Origin of the sequence: Streptomyces sp. NPDC057302, assembly GCF_042667685.1 — a bacterium.
Taxonomy (GTDB): Bacteria; Actinomycetota; Actinomycetes; order Streptomycetales; family Streptomycetaceae; genus Streptomyces.
Genome location: NZ_JBHUZJ010000039.1, coordinates 71308 through 82193, shown reverse-complemented (window position 1 = coordinate 82193; position 10886 = coordinate 71308). Strand labels below are relative to the sequence as shown.

The 10886-nt window shown below is 71.3% G+C and carries 9 protein-coding genes; all 9 read right to left on the bottom strand.

Going from position 1 to position 10886, the window contains the following annotated elements; translation table 11 throughout:
* Positions 1 to 56 precede the first annotated feature (56 nt).
* Complete coding sequence (locus tag ACFUPX_RS25575) at positions 57 to 1001, bottom strand: sirohydrochlorin chelatase (RefSeq protein ID WP_383327036.1); 945 nt, start codon at positions 999 to 1001, stop codon at positions 57 to 59.
* A 118-nt stretch (positions 1002 to 1119) separates the two neighbouring features.
* A complete protein-coding gene (locus ACFUPX_RS25570; RefSeq protein ID WP_383327033.1) occupies positions 1120 to 2127 on the bottom strand; it encodes an N-acetylglucosamine kinase in 1008 nt (335 codons plus the stop codon).
* Positions 2124 to 2801 (bottom strand): uracil-DNA glycosylase, encoded by a 678-nt coding sequence (locus tag ACFUPX_RS25565; RefSeq protein ID WP_383327030.1) that lies wholly within the window; start codon positions 2799 to 2801, stop codon positions 2124 to 2126. The genes ACFUPX_RS25570 and ACFUPX_RS25565 overlap by 4 nt, the downstream gene beginning before the upstream one ends.
* Before the next feature lie 33 nt (positions 2802 to 2834).
* Positions 2835 to 3926, bottom strand: coding sequence for a WD40/YVTN/BNR-like repeat-containing protein (locus tag ACFUPX_RS25560; RefSeq protein WP_383327027.1), 1092 nt, complete (start codon positions 3924 to 3926; stop codon positions 2835 to 2837).
* Positions 3927 to 4059: 133 nt separating this feature from the next.
* Entirely contained in the window at positions 4060 to 4962 is a 903-nt protein-coding gene (gene mmuM, locus ACFUPX_RS25555) for a homocysteine S-methyltransferase (protein WP_383327024.1), read from the bottom strand.
* Positions 4959 to 7001, bottom strand: coding sequence for a dipeptide ABC transporter ATP-binding protein (locus tag ACFUPX_RS25550; RefSeq protein WP_383327021.1), 2043 nt, complete (start codon positions 6999 to 7001; stop codon positions 4959 to 4961). Before ACFUPX_RS25550 ends, mmuM begins: the two co-directional genes overlap by 4 nt.
* Positions 7002 to 7016: 15 nt before the next feature.
* On the bottom strand, positions 7017 to 7931 hold the full coding sequence (locus ACFUPX_RS25545) for an ABC transporter permease (protein WP_383327018.1): 915 nt from the start codon (positions 7929 to 7931) through the stop codon (positions 7017 to 7019).
* A complete protein-coding gene (locus ACFUPX_RS25540) occupies positions 7928 to 8878 on the bottom strand; it encodes an ABC transporter permease (protein WP_383327015.1) in 951 nt (316 codons plus the stop codon). Before ACFUPX_RS25540 ends, ACFUPX_RS25545 begins: the two co-directional genes overlap by 4 nt.
* A complete protein-coding gene (locus tag ACFUPX_RS25535) occupies positions 8875 to 10746 on the bottom strand; it encodes a peptide ABC transporter substrate-binding protein (RefSeq protein WP_383327012.1) in 1872 nt (623 codons plus the stop codon). The genes ACFUPX_RS25540 and ACFUPX_RS25535 overlap by 4 nt, the downstream gene beginning before the upstream one ends.
* Positions 10747 to 10886 lie beyond the last annotated feature (140 nt).

Genomic DNA, 10886 nt, shown 5'->3' with positions numbered 1-10886 from the left:
GCATCAGGGGGCGGGCCCATCGGCGTAACGGCATCAGATCTGCCGGCGCGGCACGGTCAGTGGACCGGCGCGCCCGAGGGCTGCTGCGGGGCGATCCCGAGCGCCGTCGCGTACTTGGAGAGGGCGAGCTTGCCGATCGCCGGGTAGGCGCCGAGCGACTCGGCGACCGAGCAGCCGGCCTCCTTGGCGGCGGCGTCGAGAAGGCTGCCGTCGATCTCGGGGCCGATCAGGTACGGGGCGAGCGCCAGCTGCGTGGAGCCGGAGCCGCGCAGCTCCTCCGCGGTGTTCGCGATGGCGCCCTCCTGGTCGAGCGCGGCGGCCATCACCGGCACCGCGAGGCGGGCCGCGAGCAGCATGCCGGTGATCCCGGCGGCCTGTACTGCCTCTTCGCCGCCGACCGTGGCCAGGACGATGCCGTCCGCGGCGGTGGCCACCGTGAACAGGCGGGCGCGGTCGGCGCGGGCGAGCCCGGCCTCCGAGAGCCGCACGTGCAGGCCCTCGGCGAGCAGCGGGTGCGGGCCGAGGACGTCCGTCAGCTCGGCGGGCGCGCGGCTGTCCATGACGGCCTGACGCACGCGCCGCATCAGCGCGTTGTCGGGGCCCGCGAGCAGGGGCACCACGACGGCGACGGGGCCGTCGGGCTCGGGGGCGTCCGACCCCGCGGCCCGTGCCTGCTCATGGCGTGCGGTGCGCTCGGTCGCGGCGTGCGCGAGCACGGACTGGAGCGAGGGGAACTCGGGGAACGAGGTGACCGTCGCGTCCTCGGTCCCGTCGAGGTAACCGATGCGGGCGTCGAGGCCGGGAAGCTCGGAGCGGGCGATGCTCACGACCTCCTCGGCGAGGCTGCGCGTGGCGGTGCTGGGTACGCCCGGTACGGCGAGAACGAGCGCGGGCGCGTTCTCGGGAGCGGCCACGGGCTCCGGGCGGCGGTGCCGACCGGGCTGGCGGGGTCGCGGCATTCGTACGGGCAGGCCTGATGCGGGCCCGGTGGGGGAGCTCATGGCCCCGCATGCTACTGGTCTTCGGGGCTCCGCTGTTCGGGGAGGGTACAGGTGGGCGGTATAAGTCCGCTTTTGTCTTATGAGTTACGTACTGGTCAACTGTCACACTACGTAGTGGTCAACTGCCGTACGCGGTGTGCACGGTGAGCATGCGCGGATCGAGCGGCAGACGCATCCGGTTCATGGCGATATCGGCGGCGATGCGCACGGCCCCGTCCAGCGGGTCGCCGGCGGCCGGAACGAGACGCACGTGCCGCAGCCGGCCCTCCAACTCCGCTCGTACGGGATCGAGCAGCGCGTCGCCCATCTTGAACAGTCCTCCCGTCAGCGCGACGTCGGGCCGCTCGCCCTCGTCCACCGCGTCGGAGGCCGGGCAGACGGCCGCAGCGGCATCGGCGATGTGCCGGGCGGCGTCCCGCAGGATCGCGTCGGCCACCGCGTCCTCGGGGGCGCAGCGCGCCACTTCGGGGGCGAACGAGGCGAGCATCGCGGGCCGGTCCGTCCGGGGATAGAGCTGGCCGGGAAGCCCCGGCGCGGGGCCGAAGAGCTCCTCGGCGCGGGCGAGCAGCGCCTTCGAACCGCCGCGCCTGCCGTCGAACGCGCGCATCGCCGCGTCGAGACCCGCGCGGCCGATCCAGGCACCGCCTCCGCAGTCGCCCAGCAGGTGCCCCCAGCCGTCGGCGCGATGCCAGGCGGTGAGGTCGGTGCCGATCGCGATCATGCCCGTACCGGCGGCGGCGACCGCGCCGGGGCGCTCACCCAGCGCGCCCGCGTACGCGGTGACGGCGTCCGCGGCGAGGGCGAGACGGGTCACGCCCAGGGCCTGGTGGAGCGCGCCAGGCAGCTCCGCGCGCAGGTCGTCGCCGAGGGTCGCCATCCCCGCGGCACCGACGGCCACGGCAGCGATGCCCGCGCCACCCGCACCGCCCGCCCGGTCCAGCAACTCCCTTGCCATGGGCACCAGTTGCTCCATGAAGTGCCCGGTGTCGATGCCGCGCACGCCGGTGCGCACCGGCTCCTTCGAGCTGACCGGGGCGGGGCGGGCCGACGCGTCAGGACCGCCGAGGGCGACCCGCATCCCGGAGCCGCCCGAGTCCACCCCGATGACCCACGGGGTGTCCGTCACGGAAGCCGCCAGTCCACCGGCTGCCCGCCCTGCTGGACGAGGAGTTCGTTGGCCCGGCTGAAGGGGCGCGAGCCGAAGAAGCCGCGGTCCGCCGACATGGGCGAGGGGTGCGACGACTCGACCGACGGCAGCGGCCCGAGCAGCGGCCGCAGATTGCGGGCGTCGCGCCCCCACAGGATGGAGACGAGGGGGCGACCGCGCGCGGCCAGCGCCTTGATGGCCTGCTCGGTGACCTCCTCCCAGCCCTTGCCCCGGTGCGCGGCGGGCCGCCCCGGAGCCGTGGTGAGCGCCTTGTTGAGCAGCAGGACGCCCTGCCGGGTCCAGGGCGTGAGGTCGCCGTTCGACGGCTGCGGCAGCCCCAGGTCGGAGCCCAGCTCGCGGTAGATGTTGAGGAGGCTGCCGGGCAGCGGGCGCACCTCGGGCGCGACCGAGAACGACAGGCCCACCGCGTGCCCGGGGGTCGGATAGGGATCCTGGCCGACGATCAGCACCCGCACCTCGTCGAAGGGCTGTTGGAACGCGCGCAGGACGTTCGGCCCGGACGGGAGATAGGTGCGTCCGGCGGCGATCTCCGCGCGCAGGAAGTCGCCCATCCCGGCGATCTTCCCGGCGACGGGTTCGAGGGCCTTCGCCCAGCCCGCTTCGACGATTTCATGCAAGGGTCGCTGTGCCACGGCGTCACCCTACTGCCGTAACGGGGGCGTCGATCAACCGATGGCCGCCGCCCTGACGCACAGTACGTCGGGCAGGTGGGAGGCCAACTCCCGCCAGCTGTCCCCGTCGTCCGCCGACGCGTACACCTCGCCGTTGCGATTGCCGAAGTAGATGCCCGCCGGGTCCTGGCCGTCGCTGCACATCGCGTCGCGCAGCACCGTGCCGTAGTGGTCGCCGGACGGGAGGCCCGTGCTGAGCGGCTCCCAGCTCTTGCCCGCGTCGCTCGTGCGGTAGACGCGACATCGGTGGTCGGCGGGGACGCGGTCGATGTCGGCGTTGATCGGGAAGACGTAGGCGGTGTCCGCGCGGTGCGGGTGGGCGACCGCGGCGAAGCCGAAGTCGGAGGGCAGGCCCTCGCCGATGTCCGTCCAGTTGCTGCCCGCGTCGTCGCTGCGGAACACGCCCCAGTGGTTCTGCAGATACAGGCGGTCCGGGTCGGCGGCGTCCCTGGCGACCTTGTGCACGCACTGGCCGAACTCCGGGTCCGGGTCGGGCAGGAAGGCCGCGGAGACGCCGTGGTTCGCCGGGGTCCAGCTCTCGCCGCCGTCCAGGGTGCGGAAGACGCCGGCGGTGGAGACGGCGACCGTCACCGCGTCCGGGTCGCGCGGGTCGGTCAGCACGGTGTGCAGGCCCTCACCGCCGCCGCCCGGCACCCACTGGTCGCGCGTGGGGTGCTCCCACAGCGGGCGCACGAGTTCGAAGGTCTCGCCGCGGTCCCGCGATTTGTACAGGGCGGCGGGCTCCGTGCCCGCGTAGACGACGTCCGGCTCGGCGGCCGCGGGGTGCAGCTGCCAGACCCGCTCCAGGGAGGCACCGGTGTCCTTGGGGAACTTGACGGCAGCCTTGGCCGGCTCCGTCCAGGTCCTGCCGAGGTCGTCGGAGTGGAAGACGGACGGGCCGAAGTGGGAACTGTCGCCGCCCACCAGGAGACGGGGAGCGCTGCCGCGGTTGTCGATGGCCACCGAATAGATGGCCTGGGCGTTGAAATACGGCGTGTCGTCGAACTGCCAGGTGCTCGCGCCCTCGCGTTTGCGGCCGATGAAGAGGCCTTTGCGGGTGCCTACGGTCAGAATGATCTCGGCCATGGTGGCCACCTCCGGGACGTCGTTGTCTCAGGTATGGCCCAGTCTGCACCTCGGCACTGACAGTTACCCCCGGACGGGACGTCGTCGCAGGTCAGGGCGGGCGTGGTGGATGTGTCGCGCGCCCTGGCCCGCACTACGCCGAGCCGCTCCCGGACAGCTCGGCGGCCACCCGGGCGATCGTTTCCGGCCCCACCCGGCAGCATCCTCCGATCAGCCTGGCCCCGGCGTCCCGCAGGCCCGCGGCCCGGCCCGCGCCGAAGTGGGCGGAGCCCCGCCACGCCCTGGCGTCCGCGTCCCACGTCTCGCCGCTGTTGGGGTAGGCCACCACCGGCTTTCCCGTGATGCGTGCCGCGAGGCGCACCGCCGCGTCCGCGTCCTGGGGATCGCAGCAGTTGACGCCGACCGCGAGGATCTCCTCGGCGTCGGCCGCCAGCGCGAAGGCCTCCGTCAGGGGCTGGCCCGCCCGTGTGTAGCCGCCGGAGACGCTGTACGACAGCCAGGCGGGGACCCCCAGGCCGCGCACCGCCCGCAGCAGGGCCCGCGCCTCGTCCGTGTCCGGGACCGTCTCCAGGGCGAGGACGTCGGGTTCCGCGTCGGCGAGCACCTCCAGGCGCGGGCGGTGGAAGCGTTCGAGTTCGGCCACCGTCAGGCCGTAGCGCCCCCGGTACTCGGAGCCGTCCGCGAGCATCGCGCCGTACGGGCCCGCGGACGCGGCCACCCACACCTCCCGGCCCGTGTCCGCGCCCGCCTCGCGCGCCAACTCCACGCTCAGCCGCAGCAGTTCGGCGGTGCTCACCGCGTCGATGCCGTGCTTGGCGAAGCCCTCGAACGTCGCCTGATAGCTCGCTGTGGTGGCGATGTCCGCGCCCGCCTCGTAATACGCCCGGTGCGCCGCCGCGATGGCCCCCGGCTCGTCGGCGAGGAGCCTCGCCGACCACAGGGCGTCGCTCAGGTCGTGCCCGGTGGCCTCCAGCTGGTTGGAGAGGCCGCCGTCGAGCACGAGCGGGCGACGGGTCAGGGCTTCCGCGAGTTTCACACCGCCGACGCTAGCCGAGGCGCGGACAGGGGGAAGTGGCACGCGACCTGGTGTCCCGCACCGTTCGGTGTGGACACCAGCGGCTCCGTGGTGGCGCACACCTCCTGGGCCGCGGGGCACCGGGTGCGGAAGCGGCAGCCCGACGGGGGCTTCGCGGCCGACGGTGTCTCGCCCTCCAGGGGAGTGCGGTGCGCGCCCTGTGCGGCTTCCGGGTCCGGCAGGTTGACCGTGTCGAGGAGCCCGCGTGTGTAGGGGTGCAGCGGATGCGCGTACACCTGCGCGGCGGGGCCCGACTCGACGAGCTTGCCCAGGTACATCACGCCGACCGTGTCCGCGAGGTGGCGCACCACCGCCAGGTCGTGCGAGATGAACAGATACGTCAGCCCGCGTTCTCGCTGGAGCTCCCGCATCAGGTTCAGGATCTGCGCCTGGACGGAGACGTCGAGAGCGGAGACCGGCTCGTCCGCGACCACCAGATCGGGAGAGAGCGTCAACGCCCGTGCGAGCCCGAGGCGTTGACGCTGGCCCCCGGAGAACTCGTGCGGGTAGCGTTGCACGGCGCCGCGCGGCAGGCCGACCGCGTCCAGCAGTTCACCGATCAGCTTCTCCTGGTCGGCGCGGCTGCCGACACCCTGGATGACCAGGGGCTCCCGCAGGATCTCGCCCACCCGCATCCGGGGGTCCATCGCGGCCGTGGAGTCCTGGAACATCAGCTGCACGCGCCGCCGGTGCGCCCTGCGCTCGGCCCGTGGCATCCGCGCCGGGTCGTGTCCCGCGAAGCGCACGTGTCCGGCCGTCGGCTCCTCCAGGCCCGCGACGATCCGCCCGAGCGTGGTCTTGCCGCACCCGGACTCGCCGACCATGCCGAACGTCTCACCCCTGCGGATCTCCAGGGACACCCCACCTACCGCGCTGACCGTGCCCCGGCTGCGCGAGAAGGCGCCGCCCTTGAGGGGGAAGTCCTTGACCAGGGAGTCGAGTTCGAGGAGTACGTCACCGGGGGCGCGCGGCGCGGGCACGGTCGGCGGGGTCACGACCTCCGCCTGCGTGGCGTCGTCCGGCACCGGGTGGAAGCAGGCGAACCGGTGCTCCCCGCCCCGCAGTTCGTCGTCGGCGAGCTGCGGCTCCCGCGTACGGCACTCGTCCGTCGCGAAGGTGCAGCGCGCCGCGAAGCGGCATCCGGTCGGGGGCACCGCCAGGTTCGGCGGCAGGCCCGGGATCGTGTGGAGCGCGGCGCCGTTGTCCGCGGCCCGCTCGGGGAGCGAGGCGAACAGGGCTTCCGTGTAGCGGTGCCGGGGTCTGGCGAACAGGTCGCGTACGTCCGCCTGTTCGGCGACCTTGCCCGCGTACATCACCGCGACCCGGTCGACCCGGTTGGCGATGACGCCCAGGTCGTGCGTGACCAGGATCATCGCCATGCCGAGGCGTTCGCGAAGGCCGTCGATCAGCTCCAGGATCTGGTGCTGCGTCGTCACGTCCAGGGCGGTGGTCGGCTCGTCCGCGATGAGCAGCTTCGGCTCGCAGACCAGGGCCATGGCGATCGCCACGCGCTGGCGCATGCCGCCGGAAAGCTGGTGCGGATAGGCCTTCATGCGCTCGGCGGGCTGCGGCATGCCGACCAGGCGCAGCATCTCCTCGGCCCGTGCCCACGCCTCTTTGCGGCTCAGCTCGGGGCGGTGCAGGACGAGCGGCTCGGCGACCTGGGCCCCGATCGTCATCGTCGGGTTCAGGGAGGTCAGCGGGTCCTGGAAGACCATGCCGATGGTGTTGCCCCGTACGTCCTGAAGGACCGGGGCGGTGGCGGTGGCCAGGTCGCGGCCGTCGAACAGGACGCGCCCGCCGGTGACTTCGCCCCCCGGCGGCAGGAGTCCCAGGACGCTGAGCGCGGTCATCGTCTTGCCGCAGCCGGACTCGCCGACGATGCCGAGTGCCTCACCCGGGGCGAGTTCGAGGCTGACGCCGTCGAGGGCGTGGACGGTCCGTTCGCGTGCGGTGATGTCGACGCGCAGATCTTCGAGTGTGAGAAGTGGCTCGGTCATGTCGTTGGTTCTCCCTTACTTCCGCAGCCGTACTTCGAACGCGTCCCGCAGCCCGTCACCGATGAAGTTGAACGCGGCGACGACGAGGACGATCGCGATGCCCGGCGGGAAGATCAGCCACCAGTAGCCGTTCTGCGTGTAGGTGATGCCGGCCGAGAGCATCGAGCCCCAGTCGGCCGAGGGCGGCGGGATGCTCAGGCCCAGGAAGGCCAGATAGCTGACGTAGAGGATGGCGTCGGCGATCTGGAAGGTGCAGTTGACGATGACCGTGCCGATCGCGTTCGGCACGATGTGCTTGAACACCGCCCGCGCGCCACCGCCGCCCATCATCCGCATCGCCTGGACGTACTCGCGGTCGCGCAGCGAGAGCGCCTCGCCGCGCACCAGGCGGGCGGGGGAGAGCCAGGCGACCGAGGCGATGATGACGATGAGGACGCCCTTGCTGGGCGTGATGATCGCGGCGACCACGACGAGCAGGAACATCGCCGGGATCGCGAGCGCGGCGTCCGTGATCCGCATCATGGCCGCGTCCACCCAGCCGCCGAAGTACCCCGCGACCGCGCCGTACACGGTCCCGAAGAGCGTGGCGAGCAGGCCCGCCGCCAGGCCGATCTCCAGCGACGTCTGCCCGGCGACCATCAGGCGGCCGACCATGTCGTAGCCCAGGTCGGTGGTGCCAAGGAGGTGGCCGGAGCTGCCCGGCGCCAGGTTGGCCTGCGTCAGGTCGGTGTGCGTCTGCTCGGTCGAGTAGAGCAGCGGCCCCAAATAGCTGAAGGCAAGGAGCAGGACCAGGACCACCACACCCGTCAGGGCGAGCTTGTTGCCGGTGAAGACCTGCAAGGTGCGGCGGGCGAGCGAGGGCGTGGCCTGGGCCGCCGCTTCGTTCCCCGGCGCGGCTTCGGGGGTGACGTCTGCGGTCGCGGTACTCATGCCACGCTCCGGATCCGGGGGTCGAGGACGGCGTACAGGATGTCGGTGAGCAGCGAGCCGACGACGGTGGCGACACCGACGACGAGGGTCACGCCGAGGAGCACCGGGAAGTCGGAGCCCTGCGCCGCGTTCCAGAACAGCAGCCCCATGCCGGGGTAGTTGAACATCGACTCGACGACCAGCGCGCCGCTGAAGAGCGTCGGCAGATACAGGCCGAGCAGTGTGGCGAGAGGGATCAGCGCGTTGCGCAGGACGTGCCGGACCATGATCCGGCGGCTCGACTGGCCCTTGGCCATCGCCGTACGGACGTACTCCTCGGTGAGGTTGTCCAGGACCGCCGAGCGCATGTAGCGGCTGAACATCGCCACGATGCCGAACGCCATGGTGACGACCGGAAGCACCAACCCCGTGAAGTTGCCCAGGAGTTCACCGACGCTCTCGCCCTGCGGCGCCTCCGCCGGGAGGATCGGCATCACCTGCGCGAACAGGATGATCATGATGAGGCCGAGGAAGAACACGGGCGTCGCGTAGAGCAGGAAGGCGAGCCCGGTCATCGCGTAGTCCGAGGCCTTGCCGCGCCGCACGGCCTGGAGCAGGCCGAGCGGTACGGCGATGACCACCGCGAGCGCGGTGGACAGGACCGTCAGGAGCAGGGTCTTGGGCAGGCGCTGCTTGAGCAGGTCGAAGACCGGCGAGTTGAGCTTGAACGACTCGCCGAGGTCGCCGGTGAGGAGCCGCTTCAGGTACATCACGTACTGCGCGGGCAGCGAACGGTCGTACCCCTGCTGGTGGTTGAAGTGCTCGATCTGCTGCGGTGTGCCCTTGGGGCCGAGGATGGCGCGTGCCGGGCCGCCGGGCAGCATGTGGAGCAGCGTGAAGACGATGACCGAGACCAGGAACAGCACGACGAGCGCCTGAAGGAAGCGCTTGACCAGAAAGCCGGTCACTTGTCGGCTCCCTTCTTCTTGACGTAGTACCAGTCCTGCGGCGCGAAGGTGACGGTCGGGTTCTGGCCGACGCCCCGCAAGTCGTTGCGGATCACGGAGACTTGGTAGGCCGGGTTGGGCATCCACATCACCGGCAGCTGCTCGGCCAGGTACTCGCCGTACGCGTGCATCGCCTTCATGTCGGGCGAGTACTGCACGGCCCGGATGATCCGGTCGGCCTTCTTGTCGCTGTAATTGCCGAAGTTGGCTGAGGCGCCGGTGGAGAAGAGCTGCTCACCACTCGGGTTGAGCGGGTAGTACCAGCTTCCGGCCGTCCCGAAGAACGACATGTCCCAGTCGCAGCCGGGGTCCTTGGCCTTGCAGGGCACGGAGTTGCCGAGCACCGAGTTCAGCGGCTGCTGGCGCACGGTGAGGCCGATCCCGCCCTTGGAGAGCGAGGACTTGAGCTCCTGCATCATGTTCGTCGTCTCGGTGGAGCCCGACTGGGAGAGCAGGGTGAGTTCGAGCGGGGCGTTCTTCGCGATGCCCTTGCCGCACTCGTCGGCGCCCGTTCCCGGGCGTACGCAGCGTGCGGTGCCGTCCTCGGTGCGCCAGCCGTGCGCGGTGAGGAGCGCCTTCGCCTTCCGCACGTCGAAGGGGTACTGGTTCTTCTCCATCGCCTTGGACAGGTACTGGCTCTTCGGCGTCACCGGCACCGGACCGAGCGTCGGTGTCGCGCTGCCCTGCCAGATGACGTCGCTCATCGCCTTCTGGTCGACGAGGTGCTGCATCGCCCGGCGGATGTAGAGCTGGTCCATCATCGGGCCCGCGTGCGTGGAGTTGAAGTTGTAGACGATGTAGGTCGCCGCCCAGCCCTCCCACGGATCGACGCGGTAGCCCTTCTCCTCGAACTTCTCCTTCTGGGCCATCACCGACGGCGGGATGTAGCCGTAGTCGACGCCTCCCGAACGCAGCACGTTGTACTCGGAGTCGGCCGTGGTGAAGGGCTTGAAGACGACCTTGTCGAGGTGCGGGCGCTGCGACTTGGGGCCGGTGTACTTCTCGTTCGGCACGATGGTGACCTGGCCGCTGTCGCGCCAGCCCGCCAGCTTCCACGGGCCGTTGACCGTCTTCCACAGCGGGTCGGAGCCGTAGGAACCCAGGCTCTTGGCGTGCCGCGTGAGCCGCGCGAAGACCGCCTTGGCGCCCTTCTCGGTGCGGTCGAAGTCGCCGACCTCGCCGCCGTCGGTCTCGGCGTCCCAGGCGTGCTGGGGCAGGGCCCGCATCAGGGTGAGCTGGTTGGCGGTGAACCAGTCCGGGTTGTAGGCGCGGCTCAGGTGCAGGCGCACGGTGTGGTCGTCGACCGTCTCGAAGCGCTTGACGTTGTCCGGCATCGTGCCGACCGAGTAGTTGCCCCAGCTGGCCTTGTTGGCCTTGACGAGGTTGAACCAGAACTCGATGTCGCGTGCCGTGACCGGCTTCCCGTCGGACCACTCCACGCCCTCGCGCAGCGGCACGGTCACGGTCTTGTTGCCGTCGCTGAACTTCGGCTCCGAACCGAGCGTGCTCGGGCCGTGGGTGGTCAGCTCGCCCTTCTCCTGCACGGCGTCGTACACCGGCATGAAGAGCAGTGACTGGATCCCGTAGTTGTACGAGGCGCCGTACCCGGGGGCGCCGATCGGGAAGATCCAGTTGGGCGTGGCCGCGGGCGGCAGGGCCATCGTGGCGGTGCCGCCCTCGACCGGTGTGCCGCCGGTGGGGCCCATGTCGACGCGGCCACCCTCCTGCGTGCAGCCGGTCACCGCGGTGAGGGCGAGCGCGGCGACGGCTGCCGCCGCGGCTATCGGAGCGCGGCGCCGCGCGCGGGGACGTGATCGCCTTGAGCGCATGGCGAAGGGCCTCCAAGGATGCGAGAGCCGGACCGTGCGGAGATCGACGGGCGGCGCCTGAACGCTAGAGCTGGCGACAAAATCAAGTCAAGAGCTTCGTTCGGCAAGAAGTCTCAAAATCGGGAGGGTCTGGCCAACTT

What these genes read in the sequence shown, in the direction of transcription:
- ACFUPX_RS25545 (WP_383327018.1), bottom strand. Translation starts at nt 7,931, where the DNA reads ATGAGTACCGCGACCGCAGACGTCACCCCCGAAGCCGCGCCGGGGAAC.
- ACFUPX_RS25575 (WP_383327036.1), bottom strand. Translation starts at nt 1,001, where the DNA reads ATGAGCTCCCCCACCGGGCCCGCATCAGGCCTGCCCGTACGAATGCCG.
- ACFUPX_RS25560 (WP_383327027.1), bottom strand. Translation starts at nt 3,926, where the DNA reads ATGGCCGAGATCATTCTGACCGTAGGCACCCGCAAAGGCCTCTTCATC.
- ACFUPX_RS25550 (WP_383327021.1), bottom strand. Translation starts at nt 7,001, where the DNA reads ATGACCGAGCCACTTCTCACACTCGAAGATCTGCGCGTCGACATCACC.
- ACFUPX_RS25535 (WP_383327012.1), bottom strand. Translation starts at nt 10,746, where the DNA reads ATGCGCTCAAGGCGATCACGTCCCCGCGCGCGGCGCCGCGCTCCGATA.